The organism is Mesorhizobium sp. L-2-11 (genome assembly GCF_016756595.1).
Taxonomy (GTDB): domain Bacteria; phylum Pseudomonadota; class Alphaproteobacteria; order Rhizobiales; family Rhizobiaceae; genus Mesorhizobium.
In genome coordinates, this window is the sequence record NZ_AP023257.1 from 2172338 (window position 1) to 2194621 (window position 22284).

A 22284-nucleotide genomic window follows, 5' to 3' on the forward strand; every position below is an offset into this window, starting at 1 on the left:
CGCTACTCGTCCTGACCTGAATCTCAACACACCCGAAACGGCGCAGCTCCGATTCCGACTCACCCGCGCCACCGCGTCAGGCGGGGTAGCCAGCCTGGAACGGCATGGCGGTAGGCCTCGTACTCGGCGCCATAGCGGCGGGCAAGCGTCGGTTCCTCATGGAACTTCACGAACGAGACCATGGCGACGGCGGCGATAGCGGCATAGGCGACGAGAGCCGCGCTCGAAAACAGCAGCGCCTGGCCAAGGATGATCGCCAGCACAGCCACATACATCGGGTTGCGGACATGGCGGTAGATGCCGCCGACAACCAGTCGCTCGGTTGGCGCGACCGGAGCGGGCGTGCCGAGGCCTTCGAGAGCAAAACGGGCGAAGGCATGAAGCAGCAAGACCGTTGCGGCGCCAATCAGGACCCAGCCGCCCACGACCAGGCCGAGCTGGGTCGACCATGGCAGACGATAGCGATCGGTCAACAGCCAGGGCAGCAATCTCGCGACCACGCCGGGCGCTGCGATGAAGAACAGCGCGCTGCCGGCGATCGCCTGACGGGTCCTCATCGGGGCTTCCTTGGCCGCGATTTTCGGGCCGATGCGTGTCTGCCGCAAAAATAATGGCTGCCGCAAAAATAAACGCGCGCTGCCTGATTCGCCATCACTCGTTGTTTTCTGCGTTCTGGACCGAAATTCGGCGCTGATTGGCTATTTCGCAATGATTCTTGACTGGCTGCGCACCTCATTTCGCGATTCTTCTGGTCCTACGAGGCCAAGCAACGGGTTAGACCACAGCCTGTGTCATTTTGCATGCGAGTGTTGCAAAATAGATGCTTGTTTCTTGGGCACGATGAGCACATATATGGACCATCTCCTGGGCGCGTTCTCCTCCCATTAGCGCCCTCGAGTGTTCCCCTCTGGAGGTTAGCCTTAACAGGCACTTCCAATCAAACTCAGCCGGATCTTCGTTGATCCGGCTTTTTTGTATCCCGGACCCTGCCGGCGCTGACGCAAAGCCGACCGAAATTGTCATGTAACAGTGACATGTAACCTCAGGTAACATGTCGCAGGCGCGCAGCATCGACTAAGCAGATCATAGGACGCGGTGTGGTTCGTGCGGGAGATGGGGGCATCACTCGGACGATCCGGGCTCAGGCGGCTACCGCGTCCGAACCATTCTTCCGCTGAGGCTGTCAAGCGTTGGCGGCATGTGCGGCGGACCTGCCGCTTCGCCTCCCACGAAGACGGTCCGCAAGAGAACGGCGTCCGGATCATTTCCGGACGCCGTTCCTTGTGTTCTGCAGCCTGACTGTCGCCAAGTCCCAGTGTCAGGCGGCCTTGCCATTGGCGTTCAACGCCTCGTCGGCCAGGCGGCCGGTGAGTTCGGCCATATGGTCGAAGCTGGCACGATAGCTGGCCACGCCCGCGGTGGCCGAACGCAGCTCGATGATCAGATCGCCGATCTCGGCCTGCGGCATGGTCGCCTCGACGACATCCCATCCCGGCCAGCCGGGCCGCGCATCGTAGCCGAGGATTTGGCCGCGCCGCTGCGGGATCAGGGCGATGATTTTCGATGTCGCGTCGGACGGCGTGACGATTTCCACCTTCATGATCGGTTCAAGCAGCACCGGCGAGCAGGCGGCCATGCCTTCCTTCATCGCCAGCTTCGCCGCCATCTGGAAGGCCATGTCCGACGAATCGACAGAATGATAGGAGCCGTCGGACAGGTTGACGGCGACGTCGACCACCGGAAAGCCGAGCGGGCCCGATTTCAGATAATCGCGCACGCCGGCCTCGACCGACTGGATATAGGTTTTCGGCACGGCGCCGCCGGTGATGGTGTCGGTGAACTGGAAGCCGGAGCCGCGCGGCAGCGGCTTGATTTCGATCACCACGTCGCCGAACTGGCCATGGCCGCCCGACTGCTTCTTGTGACGGCCACGCTGCTGCGCCGCTTTGCGGATCGTCTCGCGGTAAGGCACGGCCGGTGGATGGCCTTCGACCGGAATCTGGTTCTTGCCCTCCAGCCGCTCGCGCACGACACGCAGATGCATTTCGCCATGGCCCGACAGCACGGTTTCAGCCGAATCCTGATTGTGGCGCACGCTGAGCGAGGGATCTTCTTCGGCAAGGCGGTGGATGGCCGCCGACATCTTGACCTCGTCCTTGCGTTCCTTCGGTCGCAACGCAAAAGCAAAGACCGGTTGCGGCGGCGCCAGCGTGACCAAGGGCTTGGTGCCGCCCTTGATCGAGCTCAAGGTCTGACCGGTCGTGACCTCGTCCATCTTGCCGAGCGCGACCGTGTCGCCGGCCGGGGCCGAGGTGAGCTTGGTCTGGTCCTTGCCGAGCATTCTGTAGATGCCGGAGACCTTTGCCGTCGCGCCGTTCGAAAGGAACAGCTCGGAGGCGTCGGCAAGCTGGCCGGACAGGATGCGAGAGATCGACAGCTTGCCGCCATGCGCGGTGTGGATGGTCTTCATCACCTGGACCACGGTCGCAGTGCCGTCAGGTGCGCCGAGGCGCTTGCGCGTTGCTTCAACATCAGGGGCGTCGTGGCGGATCGTTTTCAGCAGCCGCAGCACACCATTGCCCTTCTCGGCGGTGCCGATCAGCACCGGCGTCACGGCACCATCGCGCAAGTCGGCGGCCAGGTCGTCGAAGATAGCGTCCTTGGGCGGCTCGATTTCGTCGAGCAGCTGCTCCATCAGTTGATCATCATGGTCGGCGAGCGTCTCCAGCATGGAAAAGCGCGCTTCGAGCTCGCGCGCCTTGTCGTCGCTGGGGATCTGGGCGACCTCGCTTTCGGCATATTCGCGATAGATGTAGGCGCGCTCCAGCGCCAGATCGATCGAGCCGATCACCACGCCGTCCTTGCGCAGCGGGATCTGGCGCAGCAGCAAAGGCAACGAGCTTGCCGGCTGCAGCATCTTCAGCGTCTCGCGCACGCCTGATGTCGCCTTGTCGACCTTGTTGAGGAACATGATGCGCGGCACGCCGAGATCGTCGAGCTTGCGCATGATCAGCTGCAGGGCAGGGATCTTCTTCTCGTCGGCTTCGGCGACGACCACGGCGATGTCGCAGGCGGCCAGAACCGGCTCTGCCTCGAAGGAGAATTCGATGGAGCCGGGACAATCGACGAAGGTGAGTTGCTCGCCCATGAAGTCGGTGGTGGCAAACGTCGCCTCAACGCTCATGGCGTGGGCGCGTGCCTCGGGCGAATGATCGGAAACTGTGTTTCCCGAGGAGACCGGATTCTGGCGGGGGATGGCGCCCGTGCGGGCCAATATGGCTTCGAGAAGTGTCGTCTTACCGCTTGCAAAGGGACCGACTATGGCAACGCATTTCGGTCCCGTGCGTCGTCCTCCGGCGCGAGTTCCCATGACTGACCTCCACTCAGGCGTTTCCCTGGGAGCGGCGGCCGGCCTGTCGACCGTCGCGGGCGGGGCGTTTTTCAGTTTGCCACCTACCCAAAGGCATCGTCCCACGGGTTAGCCGGGAGGGCAAGTGATTTGAGATCGGAGGATCGCCATGTCGCGGATGTTGAGCCATGAATCGGCGAGCCGTAGGATGCGGGCCTGGGCTTCGCGTCAATCCCGTGACAGGGCCCGTCGCCGAACGGCAGCAAAAGCGGTTGCGCCATGATGGTTATCGGATGAAAGTACCCCTTCCTGCGACAGAACGGTCGTCGCCGACCGATCCGCCATCAGCTTGAGGACTCGCGACGATGAAGATCATTGCTTGCGGCAGCGTGCCGACCGTCATTGCGCCGGAAAACTACTTCACCGGCCGCGTGTGGCAGACGCCGATCATCGAGAAGGAAGCGCCGGCGCGGCTACGCGCCGTCATGGTCGGTTTCGAGCCCGGCGCGCGTACCCACTGGCATACGCATCCGCTAGGCCAGACGCTCTATGTCGTGTCCGGCGCCGGCCTCGCACAAAGCTGGGGCGAGCCGATGCAGGTAATCAGGGCCGGCGACGTCATCTCGTTTGCGCCTGACGAAAAGCATTGGCACGGCGCCGGTCCAAAATCGGCGATGGCACATATCGCCATGCAGGAGGCGCTCGACGGCGTCCATGCCGACTGGCTGGAGAAGGTGACAGACGAGCAGTATGGCGGCTGAGGCTTTTGAGCCCACTAAACCAAGCCCGATTGCGAGCCGGGTGTTCGAGATGCGCCAGATCAGGTCAGCGAGGCGGTGAAGCGCTGGATGCGCGCGCAGGCCTCTTCGAGCAACGCCTCCGACGTGGCATAGGAGATGCGGAAGTTCGGGCCGAGGCCGAATGCCGAACCGAACACGACCGCCACGCCCTCGGCCTCGAGCAGTTCCGAGCAGAAGGCTTCGTCGCTGTCGATCAGCTTGCCGGCTTTGGTCGTCTTGCCGATCAGCTGGGAACAGGACGGATAGACGTAGAAAGCACCTTCCGGAGACGGACATGTGATGCCGCGCGCCTGATTGAGCATCGACACGACGAGATCGCGCCGAGCCTGGAAAATCGCCTTGTTTTTCGCAATGAAATCCTGCGGACCGTTCAGCGCCTCCACCGATGCCCACTGGGCAATGGTGCAGGCGCCGGAGGTCTGCTGGCCCTGGATCATGTCCATCGCCTTGATCAGCGCCACCGGCCCGGCCGCATAGCCGATGCGCCAGCCAGTCATCGCATAGGCCTTCGACACGCCGTTCATGGTCAGTGTGCGCTCATAAAGCTTCGGCTCGACCTCGGCGATGGTCGTGAAGACGAAATCGCCATAGATCAGGTGCTCGTACATGTCGTCGGTCAGCACCCAGACGTGCGGATGTTCGAGCAGCACGTCGGCCAGAGCGCGCAATTCTGCCTTGCTGTAGGCGGCGCCCGACGGGTTCGACGGCGAGTTCATCAACAGCCATTTGGTGCGCGGCGTGATCGCCTTTTGCAACGCCGCCGCCGTCAGCTTGAAGCCGTTGTCGATGGAGGTGTCGGCAAATGCCGGGGTGCCGCCGCAGATCGCTACCATCTCGGGATAGCTGACCCAGTACGGCCTCGGAATGATGACCTCGTCGCCGGGGTTCAGCGTCGCCATGAAGGCGTTGAACAGGATCTGCTTGCCGCCGGTGCCGACGATGGTCTGCTCCGGCCGGTAATCGAGATTGTTCTCGCGCTTGAATTTGTTGGCGATTGCCTCGCGCAGCGGCACGATGCCGGAAACCGGCGGATATTTCGTTTCGCCGCGGCGGATGGCCTCGATCGCAGCGTTCTTGATGTTGTCCGGCGTGTCGAAGTCGGGCTCGCCGGCACCCAGCCCGATCACGTCACGGCCGGCGTTTTTCAGCTCGCGCGCTTTCTGCGTCACTGCGATGGTCGCGGAAGGCTTAACGCGGGAAAGGGCGTCGGCAAGAAAGGCCATGACGGCGTTGTCTCCTTGTAGGGCCAGGCGGTGCGTCCGACCGCGGCGTCTCTCATGTCGCATCATCCCGCCAAGCGCAAGCATTGTCGGATGAGCCAGACCTCAAATCCCCGGCAAATCCGGCAACAATAAATTCACTTACACGCGGTAAAAACTCCGGGTGGCTGGATCACGACCCATTCCACCAGTCTCGCAACGGAGGAACCGTGTCGCGCAGCATCGATCTTGCCCATATCGTCCGTCACGACGACGGCACCGCCAGCGGTGTCTGGGGCAATTATACGCTGCAAAGCGCCTTCCAGCCGATTTTCGCCTTCAGCAACGGCAAATTGTCCATCACCGGATTCGAGGGGCTGATCCGGCCGTTCCGCGACGCCGAGCCGCAGTCGCCGGTGAGTTTTTTCAACGCCTGTCCGGCGGTCGACCGCCTGCATATCGAAGCGCTGACGAGGACGCTGCATCTTTTGAACGCCGGCGCCTGCCTGCCACAGGACGCATCCATCTTCATCAACTTCGATCCGTCGGTGTTCACCGATCGCAGCATCGCCGACAAGGCGCTGCGCGACATGCGGCTGGTGCTGCATGAGGCTGGGATCGATGCGAACCGCGTCGTCTGCGAGGTGACCGAGCAGAAATCGGCGTCGCAGGAAACGCTCTACAATTTCGTCGAGGCGCTCAGGGCCAACGGGTTTCGCATCGCTGTCGACGACTACGGCGCCGAAGAGTCCGATATCAACCGGATCAAGGAACTCAGGCCTGACATCGTCAAGTTCGACGCCCACTGGATCATGCAACTGATGGATTCCGGCGCCGGCTTCGCGCTGCTGACCGCCATGGTGGCAAGTTTCGAACAGCAAGGCATCCGCACCGTGTTCGAGGGTATCGAGGAGAGCTGGCAGCTTGAACTGGCCGAGAAATCGGGAGCCTCGATGGTGCAGGGATTCGCGCTGGCGCGCCCGGAGCTTGCACCGACCAGCTTTCACGTCTTCGGCAACGACCGGCAGATGCCGGTGACAGCGCCTGACGCCGGCGAGGCGCCTGCGACCGTCTCGCCTTCGCCGCGGCCGAAACGGGCTTTCGGACGCAAGGTGGTGCCATGACCGGGCGGCCCGACAGGCGGCGCAATGTCGGAGAGGCAATCTTTGCCGACGAAGTCGGGATCGAATATGGCGTCTATGGCGCGTTCCGGCTGAGGAGCGCCTACCAGCCGATTTTTGCGCCGCGCGGCAGGTTTTTGCAGGCCGTCGCCGTCGAAGGCCTGATCGAGCCGCACCGCGCCGGCAGGCCGGTCGCGCCGCGCGTATTCTTCGAGGGCATCCCCGTGCCGGATCGCCTGTTCGTCGAGACGATGTGCCGGGTGCTGCATCTGCGGAATTTCCGCAACATCGGCGTCGGCGGGCTCGACCTGTTTTTCAACTACAATCCGCTGATCAATGATGACCCCCGGCGGGCGCTGGCAGAAATCAGGCTGATGACCAGGCGTCTCGCCGAGTTCGACCTGCACCCCGGCATGCTGGTCTGCGAGATCACCGAACAGGCGGCCGAAGACGAGGTGCTCGTCAGCCTGGCGCGCGAGATGCGGCGTGACGGCATCCGCATCGCCATCGACGATTTCGGCACCGGGCATTCGACGGAAGAACGGGTCGCGCTTGTCCAGCCCGACATCGTCAAGATCGACGGCACTTGGTTCGCGGAATTCTGCCGCCATGCCGCCGCCGAACGGTTCTTCCGGCCGCTGGTCTCGGCGCTGCATGACCGCGGCGCCAAGGTGCTGGTCGAAGGCATCGAGCAATCGACGCATCTGCGCGTCGCGCTGGACGGCGGCGTCGACCTGATGCAGGGCTTTTACCTTGCCCGGCCGGCGCTGGCCGGCACGGTCTTCGACGAGGAGCCGCTGCCCATCGACGGCCTGCTTGGCACGGCCAGCAACGTCGTGCCTTTGTTCGGGTGATCTATCAGCGGCGCTGATGCTTGCGCCAAAACAAATCACTGGATGAAGCCGTCGCTGCCGGGATAATCGCAGGTAAAGGCGCCCCCTCCGAGGGGAGCGGCGATGGGAGCAAGAATGACGATACTCTATGGAATGATCGACAGCGGCAATTGCTACAAGCCGCGCCTGTTGATGGCCAAGCTCGGCATCCCTTTCACCAATGTCGAGGTCAGCTCGCACACCGGCGACACCCGCAAGCCAGACTATGTCGCCAAGAACCCGAACGCCATGGTGCCACTGCTCGAGCTCGACGACGGCCGGCGGCTTGCCGAATCCAACGCCATTCTGCTCTATCTCGCCGAAGGCACGCGGTTCCTGCCGGCCGACAAATACGAGCGGGCATTGGCCTATCAATGGCTGTTCTTCGAGCAATACAGCCACGAACCCTATATCGCGGTGCGCAAGGCGCTGCTGACCTTTCCGGAACGGGCCAAGGATGCAACGCCGGAACGGCTGGCGGTTACGCTGGAGCGCGGCAACAAGGCGCTCGGCGTGATGAACAAGCATCTGGCGGGCAATGCGTTCTTTGCCGGCGAGGCATTGAGCGTCGCCGACATCGCGCTCTACGCCTATACGCATACGGCCGCGATGGGCGGTTTTCAGCTCGACGCCTACCCGGCGGTGGCGGCCTGGCTGAAACGGGTCGAGACTGATCCTGGCCATGTGCCGATGGAGTGGCTGGGGTAGTTCTGTCCTTATGGCTGTTTTAGGAGTCGGTCATATTCGGAGTGGGTGCCGATCCAAAACCACACAACGTCATCGTGGTCACGGACAGCTACAGCGCGGTAGTTGAGATCGATCCGCGCCGACCAGTAGCGTCCGACCTGTTTGAAATGCAACGACGGGTGAAACGGATCGGAACGCAGCTTGGCGAAACGTTTGTCCGCCTTGGCTCTGATCGACGAGGGCAGTTTTGCATAAGCCTCCCAGAATAAGGGAGTGGCGACATGATTCACAGAGGCCGGGTCCGGCCGGCGCGATGGTCGGCCAAGGCCTGCTCGGCAAGCTTATCCAGCCTGCCAGCCTTGGCGTCGGCTTCGATCTGCCGATCCCAGATGTCCGCTTTCAGTGCCTCGAACCAGGCGGCAAATGCCTTCAGTTCCTCAGGGCTCAGTTCGGCGACGGATTTCTCGATCTGTTCAAGCTTGCTCATGGGTCAAAAATACCATGATTGGTACAATAAGGCCAAGGTAGCTGTTTCATCCGGAAATCCGGACAGCAAAAAGGCGGGACAAAATCCCGCCTTCCCATGCTTGGTAGCCTGATCGGGAGCGCTTTGGCCGGGCCGGCAGCAATCTGCTGCTTCGGCTTGTCGGGTTCTTTCCGCTCCGGCGCGCTTCTCGCGCGACCGTCAGTACATCCGTGACTTGCCGCGCGCCCCGAGCTATCGCCCGGCGCGCGCCATTCGCAAAATCAGGCTGCCTTGCTCAGAGATCCAGCGGACGACTTGCCAGTGCGGCGGTCCTGCTCGATCTCGAAGTTGATCTTCTGGCCTTCGACCAGGGTCGACAGCCCAGCGCGCTCGACTGCGGAGATGTGGACGAAAACGTCCGCGCCGCCGCTGTCAGGCTGGATGAAGCCGAAACCCTTGGTGGAATTAAACCACTTGACCGTACCTGTTGCCATTTCGATAGTCCTTACGTTTGCTTTAGCTTGACTGAACCGAAGTCCAGCCGGTTTGTATCGAGATTTTGGAGATAGACGTCAGCAAACGCGAATATCGCGAGGCCCGGATCGATCGGCCGAAATATCAATGGACGTCATATAGTCTGCTTCTCCGCAAAAAACAAGACTGCATGAAAAAAGGCGCTGGTGCGGCGCTGCCCAACGGCCGCCCCAATCGCGTGAAAGCGTTGCAATGCCGGGCGTTGCGCCGGGTCGCGTGGCCTATCGCGCACGCTGCGGGGAAGGATCGTGCCGCCTCCGAGCGTCCGATCCTGTTTGGGGAGAGGACCATGAAAACTGTCCTGTTTGCCGCCTGCCTGACGCTGGTCGCCGCCGAGGCGCAGGCGATCTCGCGCTATGACCCGAGCCGCATGAGCTGCGGCACGGTGCGCGCGACGATCGCACGGGAAGGCGCCGTCATCCTGCGTTATCAGTCGACGCGCACGCCGGGGCTGCCGCTCTACGACCGTTATGTGCGGAGCCAGAGTTTCTGCGACATGGGCGAGGTCAGGGCACGCGCTTCGGTGCCGAGCGCCGATACCAACTCCTGCATCGTCTACAAGTGCAAGCGCGTGGAAACAGACCGGCTTTTCCGCCGGCGCATCTTTCCGGACTAGCTATGTCGGGCCTCAAAATCCAAAAGAGACCTGCGCCGGCGGCGGCGGACCGACGCGCACGCCTTCCATCGCCAGCATCTTCTCTTTTGTGGTCGAGCCGCCTGGCGCTGAAAAACCGCCGATCTTGCCGCCGGCGGCAAGAATGCGGTGGCAAGGGATGACCAGCGGCACCGGGTTGGCGCCGAGCGCGGCGCCCGTCTCTCGCGCCAGCCCGGCATGGCCGGCGCGCTTGGCCAGTTCGCCATAGGTGGTGGTCTCGCCGAAGGCGAGCTTGCGCGCCGCGTCGTAGATGGCGAGGCGGAAATCGTCGACACCGGTGAGATCGACCGGCACGTCTGAGAAATCCACGTCCTCGCCGGCGGCATAGGCCTTTATCGACGCGATCAGCTCGGCAACCCATTGCGGTCGGGCGCTCGAAGCGGCGTTGCCGGCATGGCGCGGCAGCCGCCGTTCCACCGCGTCGCGGCTGCGCTGGGGCAGGCAAAGCCTCGTCAGCCCGGCCTCGCTCCAGGCGATGCCGATGAAGCCGATCACGGTTTCGAAGACGGTGTGGCCGGCGATGGCTTGAGAGGTGTCTTGCATGATGTGCTCCTTTCCCAGGGAACGAATGGCAATCCGGTACATATCGGGCCAGCACATATCGGCCAGTACATATCGGGCCAGTACATATAGAGAACGAGATATCGCATTCTCAGTGGCCTGTCGCCACCCGAAAACCAGTCGAAATCCCAACTGGCTGCGGATTGCCGCGGGAAAGCCGCTGGTGTAAGGACTTCTTAACAGACGAACCGGACCCGAGCGCGGCTTGCCAGCAAGAATCATCTTTCCCGCGATCGGCGTGATGCTCGCTGCGGCCGGTCTCAGCGGCTGCACTTCGACCGCGCAGACCAAGGCCGTGCCTTCCCTGACTGAAACCGCCGCAGCTGGTAGCGATGCCGGCTATGCGCTGGCGCTGCCCGACACGGTTTCGGTGCTGCCGGAATCGTCCGGCGTCACGCCCGTCCAGACCGCGGCGCTGGCCGTCGATCCCGCCGCGACACCTGCCCAGCCTACCGCCTTTGCCGGCCCGACCCCGTTGGCCGCAACTGCGCCTGCAGTCATGACGGCCGATGCCGCGCCAGCCGGCACAGCGCCTGTCTATGCGACCGCCGTCGTTGCGATGCCGGTCACCGGCGAGACAGCCGAGACGATGCCCGGCGTCCAGCAGGTCGCTTACGCCCGGGCTGAGAATCAGTCCGCCCTACTTTCGACCAGTCCTGCCAAAGAGTATTCCGCGGGACCGCGCGGCGAGATCGAGCGGCTGATCGAGAAATATGCCGTCCTCTATCAGGTTCCGGTCGATCTGGTGCGCCGCGTCGTCAACCGCGAGAGCACCTTCAATCCCAAGGCCTACAATCGCGGCCATTGGGGGCTGATGCAGATCAAGCATGCGACGGCGCGCGGCATGGGCTATGACGGGCCGGCGAGCGGATTGTTCGATGCCGAGACCAATCTGAAATATGCGGTGAAATATCTGCGCGGCGCCTGGCTGGTGGCCGGCGGCAACGCCAAGCGCGCCGATCGGCTCTACCAGAGCGGCTATTATTACGACGCCAAGCGCAAGGGCCTGCTGGAACAAACCGGCCTTGGCCGCGACCGTGGTCGGCGTCGCCTGCAGCCCGACGCCTGAACGACATGCCTGAGCCGCGCCCGCCGGCGCCGAACGACATAAGGCTGCGTAAGATCCTCGACGACACGCTCGCCCCGCCGCGCTGGCCGGAAGGTTTTGTCATGCGCGGTTTTGAGGCCGCCGACGCGCTTGCTTTGCATACGCTGCTGACCACCGTCTTCGACGATGGCGCCGATGGGCCGTTCGACGAATGGTGGCCGTGCATTTCAAGCGACGCGGAATTCGACCCTGCCTTGTGTTTCCTGGTTATCGACAGCAAGGGTCGGCTGGCGGGGGCGGCGCTGTGCTGGACGAGAGCGTTCGTGAAAGACCTTGCCGTCCACCCCGAGGCGCGCGGCCGAGGCATCGCCGAAGCGCTGATGTGGCACGTCTTCACCACCTTTCACGCACGCGGCGCTGCGCATGTCGATCTCAAAACCAACACGGTTGAGAACGCCGCCGCCGTCAGGCTTTACGTGCGGCTGGGGATGTTCGAAGTCGACTGGGCGGGGTGAGGAGCGGTCGGCGAAGCCGATCGGCGAGCATTGTGCGGAAACGAAGCACCAAGGCGGCAGGCTGCATCTTGCCGGCAACCGTTCGGGCGTTAAGCTGCGATCCTGCGGCTTTGGTGCCGCGGGCGGGGTCTCGACCGAAACCGGAGAAACACGATGCGGCTTTTACTTTCCAAAACCGGTCTGGCCAAAACCTGTCTGGCCAAAACCTGTCTGGTGATCCTCGCCCTTCCGCTTCTTGCCGGCGGTGCGCGCGCCGACGATTGCGCCAACGCGCAGGACCAGGCGACCATGAGCGAATGCGCCGGCAAGTCGTTCGCCGAAGCCGACAAGAAGCTCAACCAGGCCTACAGGCAGATCGAGGGCCGGCTGCAGGACGACGCGGCGACGAAGAAGCTGCTGGTCGGCGCACAGCGCGCCTGGGTCGCCTTTCGCGATGCCGAATGCGCTTTCCAAGGCGGCCCGCCCGATATGGCAGGCAGCATGTATCCGATGGTTATCGCCGGCTGCCAGGAGAGCCTCACCAACATCAGGCTGAAGGATTTTCAGGGCTATCTCAACTGCCAGGAGGGCGACACGAGCTGCCCGGTGCCGGTGGCGCCGTAGCTTCGGCCGATTGGCAATCGCATAGAAGGCCCCCTCATCCGGCCGCTTCGCGGCCACCTTCTCCCCGCCGGGGAGAAGAGGCTGGCATCAACGGCGGCAATCTCCTCTCCCCTCGGGGAGAGGTCGGATTGCCAACCGAATTGCCCTTCGCAATTCGGTTGGCAATCCGGGTGAGGGGGCTTTTGCCATCCGTGTGCGCAAAAATGTCGGAACCGTCCTTCGCCCTGCGTCCTTGAGAGGCAAGGCGCGTTGCCGGAACCTTGGCGCGCGTCGTCAAAATCCCCACAGATGGAGATGACGATGATCACCTTTCCCAATGAATCCCAGGAATACCGCGCCGCCCGCGAAACGCTGCTGCAAAAGGAAATCGAGCTGCGCCGCGCCATGGAGGATGTGGCCGTCGCCCGCCGTGCACTGCCGCCGGGTGGGCTGGTGCCAAAGGATTATGTGTTCGACGGGCTTGACGCCGACGGCAAGCCGGCCCGCATAAAACTGTCGGAGCTGTTTTCGCCTGGCAAGGACACGCTGATCGTCTACTCGATGATGTTTCCGCGCCATCCGCAGGAAACGCGCGACGTGGCGACAAGCGGCGGCACGGCCAAGCTCGCGCGGGCCGATCAGCCATGCCCGTCCTGCACGGCGCTGCTCGACCAGTTCGACGGCGCCATCGGCCATCTCGAGGCAGCCGGCTTCAATTTCGCCGTCGTGGGCAAGACCGCGCTTGAGAACCTGATCACGCTTGGCCGCGATCGCGGCTGGACGAACATGCGGCTGCTCTCGTCGGCCGGCAACAGCTTCAAGCGCGACTACCACGCCGAGGCCGACGACGGCGCGCAACTTCCGATGCTGTCGGTATTCCATCGCGACGCCGATGGCATCCGCCATTTCTGGAGTTCGGAGCTTGGCTTCGCGCCGTCCGAACCCGGCCAAGACCCGCGCGCCATCGGCACTTGCGAGCCCTTGTGGAACCTGATGGATTTCACACCGGAGGGCCGGCCGAACTGGGACGAGCAGTTGCAATATGACGGCGCGTGCCGCCACTGACGTTGGCCTTCCCTTCTCCCTCGTGGGCGTTGTGGAGAAGGGAGGGCGCTCCAAGCTCCGCGCAACTTCGCTGCTTGTGTCGCGTTGAACTCTCCGAGGATCACAAACCCGGAGATTTTCTGTGAAAACGCATCTCACGCTTGCCATGGTCGCCTTGCTTGCCGGCGCGCCGGCGGCCTTGGCCCAGTCCACCGCGCCGGCCGATATACCTGTTGTCGATGAAACCAGGATCGACACGGAAACCTTCTCCAGAACCGTCCCCAGCGCCAACCGGTTCGAGATTGAAAGCAGCAAGCTGGCCGAACAAAAGAATATCGCCGCCGATGTGAAGGATTTCGCCTCGCTGATGATTAGGGATCACACCAAGGCTGGCGAGGATTTCAAGGCAGCTCTCGAACAGAGCCAGACCACTGCCTCGGTGACAGCGAGCGGCCCCGCCCTGTTGCCAAAGGATCAAGCGATGCTGGACCAGCTCAAGAACCTCGATGGCGATGAATTCCAGGCGAAATACATCCTCCTGCAGACCGAGGCGCACAAGCAGGCGCTGGCGCTATTTTCAACCTATGCGCAGTCGGGCGAAGATCCGGCGCTGAAGGAATTCGCCAAGAAGACGCTGCCGACGCTGCGGATGCACGAAGAGCGCCTAAAGGACCTTGTGGCCGCCCACAGCTAATGCATGTCGCCCAAACGCATGCCCTCCGGCCAGACCCGAGATGCGCAGCGGTTTTGGGAAACGCATAAAAGAGAGCTTAAAGCGCGTCGCGACGCGCTTTGAGCTGGAACTGCTATCAGGTGTTTTTGATCTGCTCGACCGCCGTCGCCAGCAGGTCGTTCATGACGCCGCGAATCTGAACATCCGACTGGGCAACGCCCGCCGCGTCGAAATCGGCGCGTATTTTGCGCAACACGTCGTCGTCGCCGGCCTCCTCGAAGTCTGCGCGCACCACCTCTTTCGCATAGGCGTCGGCGTCCTCGCCTGACTTACCGAGCTTTTCGGCGGCCCATAGGCCGAGCAGCTTGTTGCGGCGCGCCATGGCCCTGAACTTCGTGTCCTCGTCCATCGCAAACTTCTTTTCGAAGCCTTCCTGACGGTCTCTCATACTGCTCATAATTTGCCTCGTTCAGGTGTGAGTCGCCGACCTTCATCCGATGGAGAAGAAGGGCGGCGGGTAGGGGCCGAACATGGCGTGCATAGATGTCATAAGCAAGACCGGACCGTTCATTCCGCAGGGCAATCTCTTCAGCTTGGCGCTGCCCCTCACCGACCTGCCTTCCAGGGTTGGTGGTTGGCGACAGCCGGCGCAACATCCAATCTCCCCCCTTGCGGGGGAGATGTCCGGCAGGACAGAGGGGGGTGGGAAGGATCGCCAACTTCTGACTTGAGCCATTCCCAACCGGGATTCAGTTTGAGCGCGTGTATTGGTTAGCAGGTCGGAGGGACAGCACCCCCCTCTGCCCTGCCGGGCATCTCCCCCGCAAGGGGGGAGATCGGCAGCTTCGCCGACGGCCTTCGCACCGATGTGATTTGACGTTGCCGCGCCGTGACCTACTCTCGAATGGCGAGATGAGCCGAGGAGGCGAGCGATGCAGTCACCTTTCAACGGGATTAGGAGCGTCACGCTGGCAGCGGCAGTGATCCTTGCCGCCGCCACCGCAGCCTACGCCCATCACGGCTGGTCGTGGACCCAGGATGGGTTTTTTGAGCTCCGGGGCAAGATCACGGCCATCTATATCGGCAATCCGCACGCCACACTGGATGTCGACGCCGAGGGAGAGGCCTGGCGGGTGGATTTGGCGCCGCCGTCCCGCACGATCGCCGCCGGCTTCACCGAGGAGGTCGCCAAAATTGGCGACGAGGTGACTGCGATTGGCCACCGCTCGCGCGACGAGACCGAGAAGTGGATGAAAGCATCCCGCATCATCGTCAACGGCAAGACTTATGACGTCTATCCCGACCGCGTCCCTCCGGCCTGAATGGACGAGTACCTCGCCGGTATCGAGCAAGTCGCCATCGTAAGGGCACTGAAGGCCTCCTTCGTCGCCTATCCCATAGTCAATGCACTGCACATCATGTCGATCGGCGCGCTGCTGACCAGCGTCTGGCTCATGGACCTCCGGATCTTGGGCGCCTTCCGCTCGTTGCCGCAGGCGGCGTTCGTCGCGCTGCTGCGCCGCACCGCATTTGCCGCGTTCGCCGGCGCGCTGCTCACGGGGTCGCTGCTCTTTTCCGTCAGGGCGAGCGAGTATGCCGCGATGCCGATCTTTCTCACCAAGATGACGCTCATACTCCTCGCCGGCGCTAATTTTCTCACCTTCATGCGCCTCGCAAAAGGCGGCGACGAGCCGACCGGCGGGACCGTCACCATGCTGGCTGTGCTGTCGCTGGTGCTGTGGACATCGGTGCTGTTTGCCGGGCGGTTTATTGGGTTTCTCAACTGAGCCGAGTGACGACAAGTTTAGGCGATTCAGCGATCAGTTCCATGTAGGCGGGAAGGGCGTTGCGACTGGGAGAGGTGATCTCGACGCAGAGAGAGGCGACAATTTCCGCTTGTCTTTCAAGTAAACTCGTTCTCAGATACTCCCCGGGATAGGGAGGGCGATTCATTGAATAAACTGCCGAAGAAATTCGTCGAACGAGTTGCGTCGAATCTCAAGAAATCTCAACGGATTACGCTGGCTCAGCTGGAGCGAGCTAAGAACAAGGCTACGAAAGTAGTTGCTGCCGATGTCGCGAGATAAACTCCGAAGGGTATTGAGAAGTTTGTGGATTGGCCACTTGCTTGGATTGGTGATGGTCGTCTTCTTTGTGGCGGCACCCCGGCTGGCGGCTGCGGAATGCCCGGATATTCCCCTGGCAGTGGCTGGCCCCATGACGGGAGATTGGGCCGTCTACGGCGAGGAAATGCGTCGTGGTGCTCAACTCGCGACAGACGACATCAATGCCAGAGGCGGGATAGGAGGATGCAAGATAGCGCTTATGGTCCTTGACGATCAAGGCGACCCGGCCACCGCCATCGCCATTGCCAGGGCATTTGCCAGGGACATGGTCCGCTTTGTTGTTGGCCACTACAATTCAGGCGCGTCAGTTCCCGCTTCGACGATCTACGCCAAGAACAATACTTTGATGGTCAGCCCGGCATCAACAAATCCCGCGCTTACTGAATTCAAACTTTGGAATGTTGTTCGGACAGCAGGACGCGACGATGTCCAAGGGACGTTTGCAGGCGAGTACATGGCGGATCATTTTCCACAGGGGAATCTGGCCATCGTAAGTGATGGCACGCCCTATGGTGACGGCCTAGCGAACAAAGCCAGGAGGGTGCTTCGAGCAAAGGGGCACCCTGAAAAACTGGCCACTAAGATCAGGTACGATCAAGCCGATTTCGTCGACCTCATCCGCAAGATGAAAGCCGCGAAGATCGAAGTTGTCTTCTTTGCCGGGCTAGGGAGCCAGTTGGGTCCGCTTATTCGTCAAACCGACGAGGCCGGTCTGCACGCGCAATTCATCTCGGGTGACGGAGCCATGATCAAGGATCTGACTGTCCTGGCTGGGCCAGCTGTCGAAAACACCCTGATCGTGTTTTCACCCGAAGACCGGTCTAATCCAGCCGCTGCGAATGTTGTCACACGGTTTCGTTCTCAGGGTTTCGAACCCGAGGCTTATACGCTGAAGTCGTACGCCGCCGTCCAGGTGATCGCGAGGGGTATCGAGATGGCAGGCGCCCAGGCGCCAAGACTTGTCGCCGCCGCCATAAGATCAGGCAAGCCGATTTCGACCGTGCTGGGGGATCTGACGTTCGATGCGAAAGGCGACCGGCGTGAGCCAGACGTCATGATGTATGTCTGGACGAAGCAGGCGAACGGTGGCTTTTCGCTGGAGCCGATGAAATAGGCAACCTTGTCAGTTCAATTTCAGATGTGAGCGCCGCCCCTCATCTGCCTGTCGGCACCTTCTCCCAGTTCCTCGGGGAGAAGAGAGCCAATAGCAGCCTAAGCAAAATACTCCTGTAGCGGCCGTACTTCCAAACTCCCAGCCCTCAACGCCGCAATCGCCTCCGCCACCGCAGCCGCACCCGACAGCGTCGTGTAATACGGCACCTTTTGCATCAGCGTGGCGCGGCGCAGCGATTTTGAGTCCGACACTGCCTTCTGGCCGTCCGTGGTGTTGAAGACGATCTGCACCTGGCGGTTGCGGATGGCGTCCTCGATGTGCGGGCGGCCTTCCAGCACCTTGTTTATTTTCTCGGCGGCGACGCCGTTCTCGGCGAGGAAGCGGGCGGTGCCTGAGGTTGCCATTACCTTAAAACCCTGGCCGGCAAGGCGCTTGACCGCCGGCAATATGCCCTTCTTGTCCTCGTCGCGCACCGAGACGAACAGCGTGCCGGAGCGTGGCAGGTCGACGCCGGCGCCGAGCTGGCTCTTGGCGAAAGCCAGCGCGAAGTCGCGGTCGAGGCCCATCACCTCGCCGGTCGAGCGCATTTCCGGGCCGAGCAGGATGTCGACGCCGGGGAAACGGGCGAAGGGAAACACCGCTTCCTTGACCGCAATATGGCCGGGCTTGCGTGGATCGGGCATGGCGCCGTAATGGGCGAAGGCGTCTTCCAGGCTCTCGCCGGCCATGATGCGGGCGGCGATCTTGGCAATGGGACGGCCGATGGTCTTGGCGACGAAGGGCACGGTGCGCGACGCTCGCGGGTTGACCTCCAGCACATAGACGGTGCCGTCCTTGATCGCATATTGCACGTTCATCAAGCCGCCGACATTGAGCGCGCGGGCAAGTGCTGCCGTCTGGCGCTCCAGCTCGTCGACGAGTTCCGAGGGCAGCGAGTGCACCGGCAGCGAGCAGGCGCTGTCGCCCGAATGGATGCCAGCCTCCTCGATGTGTTCCAGGATGCCGGAGACGAAGGTCGACTTGCCGTCGCACAGGCAGTCGACATCGACTTCGATGGCGCCACTGAGATAGGTGTCGAACAGCAGCGGGTTCTTGCCCAGCAGCGTGTTGATCTGGCCTGTCTTGTCGTTGGGGTATTTCTGCTTGATGTCCTCCGGCACCAGGCCGGGCACGGTATCGAGCAGGTAAGTCTGCAGCATGCTCTCGTCATGGATGATCTGCATGGCGCGGCCGCCGAGCACATAGGACGGGCGTACCACCAGCGGGAAGCCGAGCTCGCCGGCGACGAGGCGGGCCTGCTCGACCGAATAGGCGATGCCGTTCTTCGGCTGACTGAGGCCGAGCTTGTGCAACAATTTCTGGAAGCGGTCGCGGTCTTCGGCGAGATCGATCATGTCGGGCGAGGTGCCGAGGATCGGGATGCCGGCCTTCTCCAGCGCATCGGCCAGCTTCAGCGGCGTCTGGCCGCCGAACTGGACGATGACGCCGACCAGTTCGCCCGACGCCTGTTCGGCGCGCAGGATCTCCAAAACGTCCTCCGGCGTCAGCGGCTCGAAATAGAGCCGGTCCGAGGTGTCGTAGTCGGTCGACACGGTCTCCGGGTTGCAGTTGACCATGATCGCCTCGAAGCCGGCGTCGCGCAGCGCAAAGGCGGCGTGGCAGCAGCAATAGTCGAACTCGATGCCCTGGCCGATGCGGTTCGGGCCGCCGCCAAGGATGACGACTTTTTTCCGCGACGAGACTTGCGCTTCGTTGGCCAGCGCGCCGGCGAAGGGCACCTCATAGGTCGAGTACATGTACGCGGTCGGCGAGGCGAACTCGGCGGCGCAAGTGTCGATGCGCTTATAAACCGGATGAACGTCGAGCTTTTCGCGTATCTTTTGAATCTCTTCGACGTCTTTCCTGACCAGGGACGCGAGGCGGGCATCGGAAAAGCCCATTGCCTTCAGCATGCGCAGATTGGCGGCGTCTTCGGGGATGCCGTGCTCGCGAATGCGGTCTTCCATGTTGAGGATGCCGGCGATCTGTTCGAGGAACCACGGGTCGATCTTGCACATGGCGTGCACGTCTTCCAGAGAGGTGCCCATGCGGATCGCCTGCGCCACCATGCGCAGCCGGTCGGGCGTTGGCGTGCCGAGGGCAGCGCGAATGGCGTTGCGGTCGTCGGCGTGGCTGGCCGCGCCGTGCGCGATGCCGGGGATCTCGATCTCGTCCAGACCCGTCAGGCCGGTTTCAAGCCCACGTAGCGCCTTCTGCAGCGATTCCTGAAAAGTGCGGCCGATGGCCATGACCTCGCCGACCGACTTCATCGCCGTCGTCAGCACCGGCTCGGCGCCGGGGAATTTCTCGAAGGCAAAGCGCGGGATTTTGGTGACGACGTAATCGATCGACGGCTCGAACGAGGCCGGCGTCGCGCCGCCGGTGATGTCGTTCTCCAACTCGTCCAGCGTGTAGCCGACGGCAAGCTTCGCCGCGATCTTGGCGATGGGAAAACCGGTCGCCTTGGAGGCGAGTGCCGAGGAGCGCGAGACGCGCGGGTTCATCTCGATCACCACCAGGCGCCCGTCGGCCGGGTTGACGGCGAACTGAACGTTGGAGCCGCCGGTCTCGACGCCGATCTCGCGCAGCACCGCGATCGAGGCGTTGCGCATCATCTGGTATTCTTTGTCGGTCAAGGTCAGAGCAGGGGCGACGGTGATCGAGTCGCCGGTATGCACGCCCATCGGGTCGATGTTCTCGATCGAGCAGACGATGATGCAGTTGTCGGCCTTGTCGCGGACAACCTCCATCTCGTACTCCTTCCAGCCGAGCACGCTTTCCTCGATCAGCACTTCGGTGGTCGGCGAGGCGTCGAGGCCGGACTGGACGATCTCGTAGAATTCGGCGCGGTTGTAGGCGATGCCGCCGCCGGTGCCGCCCATGGTGAAGGACGGGCGGATGATGGCGGGCAGGCCGACATGGTCGAGCGCCTGTGCGGCGATCGCCATGCCATGGCTGATGTAGCGCTGCTTGCGGTCGCCCTCGCCGAGGTTCCAGCGCGTTTCCAGCGCGTCGAGCGCGGCGTCGAGGTTTTCCGGCTTCTCTGCCTTCAGCGCGGCGCGTTCGGCCTCGTGCGTCTTGCGGTCGGCGTTCTTGACGTCGGTGGCGTTGGCCAGCATCGATTTTGGCGTTTCCAGGCCGATCTTCTTCATCGCCTCGCGAAACAGCGCCCGGTCCTCGGCCTTGTCTATTGCCGTGGCGTCGGCGCCGATCATCTCGACATTGTAGCGTTCGAGCACACCCATGCGGCGCAGCGACAATGCGGTGTTGAGCGCGGTCTGGCCGCCCATGGTCGGCAGCAGCGCGTCCGGCCGCTCCTTGGCGATGATCTTGGCCACCACTTCCGGGGTGATCGGCTCGACATAGGTGGCGTCGGCCAGTTCCGGGTCGGTCATGATGGTGGCCGGGTTGGAATTGACCAGGATGACGCGAAAACCCTCTTCCTTGAGCGCCTTGCAGGCCTGGGTGCCGGAATAGTCGAATTCGCAGGCCTGACCGATGACAATGGGGCCGGCCCCGATGATCAGGATCGACTTGATGTCGGTGCGTCTTGGCATATCGAGGGTCCGTTCGGCAGGTGGCTTGCACGAAAAACCGGACGGGAAGACCCGGCCGGTTGTGCTCGCGATTCTGGTATCAGGCTAGGAGGGCCTTATAGGGAAGAGTTTTGCTTGATGTAACCCCCTAAAATGCGAGTAGGGGAGTAGGGCAGTAGGGCTGTAGGGCAGTGGGGGAGCGCACCTTAAAACATATTCCCCTACTCCCCTACTGCCTTATTCCCCTAATCCGCCTATTCCCCTAACCACTGATCCGTAATTTCGAAGCGTTCGGAAACGCCGACACGGATGATGCTCAGGCTGCCCTCGCGGGTGTAGCGGAATTCACCTGATGCATTCGAGCCGGCGGGCCGGCCGGCCTGGAATCTGATGACCCGGGTGCCGCCATCGGGCCAGGTCACGGTCACCTCGGCTTTGTCGCCTGAGCGCACAACGCCTGCCTTGCAGCTGGTCATCGGCTGGCCGACATGGCGCGCGCAAGGGATCTCGTTGCGGGCACCCAGGGCCGGCGCGGGCCTGCCTGGCGGCTGCAGCCGCGCAACGCTTTGCGCGTTGGCCGGAGGCGCCGTATTGGCGGCGCGCTTGCGGATGGGCTTGTCCGCTGCCGCGGGCGCCTGCGTCTCGCCGGCCGCAGGATTTTCGCTGGCGGCAAGCGCCAGGCGGTAGGCATCCTCGATGGCCGCCCTGCCGATAGCCTCAATGGCAGTCATCGTGGGTTCGCGACCGGTCGCATCCAGCCGCGCCGTCAGGTCCGGCGGTGGCTGATCTGCAGTTGCCGGGTTCGAGTCGCCGGCTGCCGCGGTCATGTTTTCGCCGGTCGTTTCGACGTCCGCAACGGCCGCCGGATTCTCCGGATTCAGGTAGCGCGCGGGAGCCCATCCCATCAGTTGCGGGTTGTCAATTTCTGCGACCTTGCACCAACGATAGCCCTTGACGTCGTTGCAGCCGAGATTGTTGACGCTCGTGCCATTCGGCAGCCGAGCCTTGATCTTGCCCATCGCCGATGCCGTGGCGCGGACGTTCAGGAGATCGCCCGGAGCGAGGTCGGTCACGATGGAGACGAACGGCGCTTCCTCGGCCCTGGCCGGCAGCAGCGCCGTCAGCAAGAGAGGGGCGGCAATCAGCAGCGTCGTCCGGAGCGTAACTGTGCGCCTCTTCATTTTGCCGTGGGCGATAGGAGCATTTCCGAATGCGCGGCCAGGCACGGAATCACCACCGCATTCCAGGACGATTTATAAGCGACGACATGGCGCTATGTAAGCTGGAAAATGCGGCTGGGGAATGGTGTTCGGTCGGCATACGCAAGCTCAGCCGGGCATGAGCTCGTACCTCGCTCAGCCTG

The 22284-nt window shown here is 62.7% G+C and carries 23 protein-coding genes; 13 read left to right on the forward strand and 10 right to left on the reverse strand.

Annotated features, from left to right (window positions below; translation table 11 throughout):
* Positions 1–59: 59 nt before the first annotated feature.
* A complete protein-coding gene (locus JG739_RS10425; RefSeq protein WP_202366384.1) occupies positions 60–557 on the reverse strand; it encodes a methyltransferase family protein in 498 nt (165 codons plus the stop codon).
* A 761-nt stretch (positions 558–1318) separates the two neighbouring features.
* The gene (locus JG739_RS10430) at positions 1319–3370 is read right to left on the reverse strand and encodes an elongation factor G (RefSeq protein ID WP_202366385.1); all 2052 of its coding nucleotides are present in this window, start codon (positions 3368–3370) and stop codon (positions 1319–1321) included.
* Between the two features lie 344 nt (positions 3371–3714).
* Here JG739_RS10430 and JG739_RS10435 point away from each other — a divergent pair, with 344 nt between their 5' ends.
* Complete coding sequence (locus JG739_RS10435) at positions 3715–4110, forward strand: (R)-mandelonitrile lyase (protein WP_202366386.1); 396 nt, start codon at positions 3715–3717, stop codon at positions 4108–4110.
* Between the two features lie 59 nt (positions 4111–4169).
* Here JG739_RS10435 and JG739_RS10440 read toward each other — a convergent pair whose 3' ends face one another.
* Positions 4170–5372, reverse strand: coding sequence for a pyridoxal phosphate-dependent aminotransferase (locus JG739_RS10440; RefSeq protein WP_202366387.1), 1203 nt, complete (start codon positions 5370–5372; stop codon positions 4170–4172).
* A 206-nt stretch (positions 5373–5578) separates the two neighbouring features.
* On the opposite strand from JG739_RS10440, the gene JG739_RS10445 reads away from it, so the two are divergent.
* From JG739_RS10445 to JG739_RS10455, 3 genes are all read left to right on the forward strand, one after another.
* The gene (locus JG739_RS10445) at positions 5579–6472 is read left to right on the forward strand and encodes an EAL domain-containing protein (protein WP_202366388.1); all 894 of its coding nucleotides are present in this window, start codon (positions 5579–5581) and stop codon (positions 6470–6472) included.
* Positions 6469–7323 carry an EAL domain-containing protein gene (locus JG739_RS10450; RefSeq protein ID WP_202366389.1) on the forward strand — a complete coding sequence of 285 codons (855 nt, stop codon included), beginning with the start codon at positions 6469–6471 and terminating at the stop codon, positions 7321–7323. Before JG739_RS10445 ends, JG739_RS10450 begins: the two co-directional genes overlap by 4 nt.
* A gap of 114 nt (positions 7324–7437) precedes the next feature.
* Entirely contained in the window at positions 7438–8049 is a 612-nt protein-coding gene (locus tag JG739_RS10455) for a glutathione S-transferase family protein (protein WP_202366390.1), read from the forward strand.
* Between the two features lie 8 nt (positions 8050–8057).
* Here the strand turns inward: JG739_RS10455 and JG739_RS10460 are convergent, their stop codons facing one another.
* The 3 genes from JG739_RS10460 to JG739_RS10470 all read right to left on the reverse strand — a co-directional run bounded on the left by JG739_RS10460 (position 8058) and on the right by JG739_RS10470 (position 8988).
* Positions 8058–8318: a type II toxin-antitoxin system RelE family toxin gene (locus tag JG739_RS10460; protein ID WP_202366391.1), complete on the reverse strand. Its 261-nt coding sequence runs from the start codon at positions 8316–8318 to the stop codon at positions 8058–8060.
* Entirely contained in the window at positions 8315–8515 is a 201-nt protein-coding gene (locus JG739_RS10465) for a hypothetical protein (protein WP_202366392.1), read from the reverse strand. The genes JG739_RS10460 and JG739_RS10465 overlap by 4 nt, the downstream gene beginning before the upstream one ends.
* Positions 8516–8775: 260 nt before the next feature.
* Positions 8776–8988 carry a cold-shock protein gene (locus JG739_RS10470; protein WP_023678332.1) on the reverse strand — a complete coding sequence of 71 codons (213 nt, stop codon included), beginning with the start codon at positions 8986–8988 and terminating at the stop codon, positions 8776–8778.
* Positions 8989–9317: 329 nt separating this feature from the next.
* On the opposite strand from JG739_RS10470, the gene JG739_RS10475 reads away from it, so the two are divergent.
* Complete coding sequence (locus tag JG739_RS10475) at positions 9318–9644, forward strand: hypothetical protein (protein ID WP_202366393.1); 327 nt, start codon at positions 9318–9320, stop codon at positions 9642–9644.
* Positions 9645–9656: 12 nt separating this feature from the next.
* Here the strand turns inward: JG739_RS10475 and JG739_RS10480 are convergent, their stop codons facing one another.
* A complete protein-coding gene (locus JG739_RS10480) occupies positions 9657–10226 on the reverse strand; it encodes a methylated-DNA--[protein]-cysteine S-methyltransferase (protein WP_202366394.1) in 570 nt (189 codons plus the stop codon).
* Positions 10227–10449: 223 nt separating this feature from the next.
* Here JG739_RS10480 and JG739_RS10485 point away from each other — a divergent pair, with 223 nt between their 5' ends.
* From JG739_RS10485 to JG739_RS10505, 5 genes are all read left to right on the forward strand, one after another.
* Positions 10450–11313 carry a lytic transglycosylase domain-containing protein gene (locus JG739_RS10485; protein ID WP_202366395.1) on the forward strand — a complete coding sequence of 288 codons (864 nt, stop codon included), beginning with the start codon at positions 10450–10452 and terminating at the stop codon, positions 11311–11313.
* Between the two features lie 5 nt (positions 11314–11318).
* The gene (locus JG739_RS10490) at positions 11319–11807 is read left to right on the forward strand and encodes a GNAT family N-acetyltransferase (protein ID WP_202366396.1); all 489 of its coding nucleotides are present in this window, start codon (positions 11319–11321) and stop codon (positions 11805–11807) included.
* Between the two features lie 153 nt (positions 11808–11960).
* A complete protein-coding gene (locus JG739_RS10495; protein ID WP_202366397.1) occupies positions 11961–12410 on the forward strand; it encodes a lysozyme inhibitor LprI family protein in 450 nt (149 codons plus the stop codon).
* A gap of 300 nt (positions 12411–12710) precedes the next feature.
* Complete coding sequence (locus JG739_RS10500) at positions 12711–13454, forward strand: DUF899 family protein (protein WP_202366398.1); 744 nt, start codon at positions 12711–12713, stop codon at positions 13452–13454.
* 121 nt (positions 13455–13575) lie between these two features.
* Positions 13576–14127, forward strand: coding sequence for a DUF4142 domain-containing protein (locus JG739_RS10505; RefSeq protein ID WP_202366399.1), 552 nt, complete (start codon positions 13576–13578; stop codon positions 14125–14127).
* 115 nt (positions 14128–14242) lie between these two features.
* Here the strand turns inward: JG739_RS10505 and JG739_RS10510 are convergent, their stop codons facing one another.
* The gene (locus JG739_RS10510) at positions 14243–14563 is read right to left on the reverse strand and encodes a DUF1476 domain-containing protein (protein WP_027151140.1); all 321 of its coding nucleotides are present in this window, start codon (positions 14561–14563) and stop codon (positions 14243–14245) included.
* A 475-nt stretch (positions 14564–15038) separates the two neighbouring features.
* Between JG739_RS10510 and JG739_RS10515 the strand changes: the two genes are divergently transcribed.
* From JG739_RS10515 to JG739_RS10525, 3 genes are all read left to right on the forward strand, one after another.
* Complete coding sequence (locus JG739_RS10515) at positions 15039–15428, forward strand: DUF6152 family protein (protein WP_202366400.1); 390 nt, start codon at positions 15039–15041, stop codon at positions 15426–15428.
* A complete protein-coding gene (locus JG739_RS10520) occupies positions 15429–15893 on the forward strand; it encodes a DUF6644 family protein (protein WP_202366401.1) in 465 nt (154 codons plus the stop codon).
* Positions 15894–16230: 337 nt separating this feature from the next.
* Positions 16231–17346, forward strand: a complete 1116-nt coding sequence (locus tag JG739_RS10525) for a branched-chain amino acid ABC transporter substrate-binding protein (protein ID WP_202366402.1) — start codon at positions 16231–16233, stop codon at positions 17344–17346.
* A 98-nt stretch (positions 17347–17444) separates the two neighbouring features.
* Here the strand turns inward: JG739_RS10525 and carB are convergent, their stop codons facing one another.
* Together carB and JG739_RS10535 are read right to left on the reverse strand one after the other, a co-directional pair.
* Positions 17445–20942 (reverse strand): carbamoyl-phosphate synthase large subunit, encoded by a 3498-nt coding sequence (carB, locus tag JG739_RS10530; protein WP_202366403.1) that lies wholly within the window; start codon positions 20940–20942, stop codon positions 17445–17447.
* Positions 20943–21175: 233 nt separating this feature from the next.
* The gene (locus JG739_RS10535) at positions 21176–22048 is read right to left on the reverse strand and encodes an SH3 domain-containing protein (RefSeq protein WP_342216445.1); all 873 of its coding nucleotides are present in this window, start codon (positions 22046–22048) and stop codon (positions 21176–21178) included.
* Between the last annotated feature and the right edge of the window lie 236 nt (positions 22049–22284).

Bases quoted from the DNA above. Each gene is read 5' to 3' on its own strand.
- JG739_RS10425 (WP_202366384.1), bottom strand. From the start codon at position 557: ATGAGGACCCGTCAGGCGATCGCCGGCAGCGCGCTGTTCTTCATCGCA.
- JG739_RS10430 (WP_202366385.1), bottom strand. From the start codon at position 3,370: ATGGGAACTCGCGCCGGAGGACGACGCACGGGACCGAAATGCGTTGCC.
- JG739_RS10435 (WP_202366386.1), top strand. From the start codon at position 3,715: ATGAAGATCATTGCTTGCGGCAGCGTGCCGACCGTCATTGCGCCGGAA.
- JG739_RS10440 (WP_202366387.1), bottom strand. From the start codon at position 5,372: ATGGCCTTTCTTGCCGACGCCCTTTCCCGCGTTAAGCCTTCCGCGACC.
- JG739_RS10450 (WP_202366389.1), top strand. From the start codon at position 6,469: ATGACCGGGCGGCCCGACAGGCGGCGCAATGTCGGAGAGGCAATCTTT.
- JG739_RS10455 (WP_202366390.1), top strand. From the start codon at position 7,438: ATGACGATACTCTATGGAATGATCGACAGCGGCAATTGCTACAAGCCG.
- JG739_RS10465 (WP_202366392.1), bottom strand. From the start codon at position 8,515: ATGAGCAAGCTTGAACAGATCGAGAAATCCGTCGCCGAACTGAGCCCT.
- JG739_RS10470 (WP_023678332.1), bottom strand. From the start codon at position 8,988: ATGGCAACAGGTACGGTCAAGTGGTTTAATTCCACCAAGGGTTTCGGC.
- JG739_RS10475 (WP_202366393.1), top strand. From the start codon at position 9,318: ATGAAAACTGTCCTGTTTGCCGCCTGCCTGACGCTGGTCGCCGCCGAG.
- JG739_RS10480 (WP_202366394.1), bottom strand. From the start codon at position 10,226: ATGCAAGACACCTCTCAAGCCATCGCCGGCCACACCGTCTTCGAAACC.
- JG739_RS10490 (WP_202366396.1), top strand. From the start codon at position 11,319: ATGCCTGAGCCGCGCCCGCCGGCGCCGAACGACATAAGGCTGCGTAAG.
- JG739_RS10495 (WP_202366397.1), top strand. From the start codon at position 11,961: ATGCGGCTTTTACTTTCCAAAACCGGTCTGGCCAAAACCTGTCTGGCC.
- JG739_RS10500 (WP_202366398.1), top strand. From the start codon at position 12,711: ATGATCACCTTTCCCAATGAATCCCAGGAATACCGCGCCGCCCGCGAA.
- JG739_RS10510 (WP_027151140.1), bottom strand. From the start codon at position 14,563: ATGAGCAGTATGAGAGACCGTCAGGAAGGCTTCGAAAAGAAGTTTGCG.
- JG739_RS10515 (WP_202366400.1), top strand. From the start codon at position 15,039: ATGCAGTCACCTTTCAACGGGATTAGGAGCGTCACGCTGGCAGCGGCA.
- JG739_RS10520 (WP_202366401.1), top strand. From the start codon at position 15,429: ATGGACGAGTACCTCGCCGGTATCGAGCAAGTCGCCATCGTAAGGGCA.
- carB (WP_202366403.1), bottom strand. From the start codon at position 20,942: ATGCCAAGACGCACCGACATCAAGTCGATCCTGATCATCGGGGCCGGC.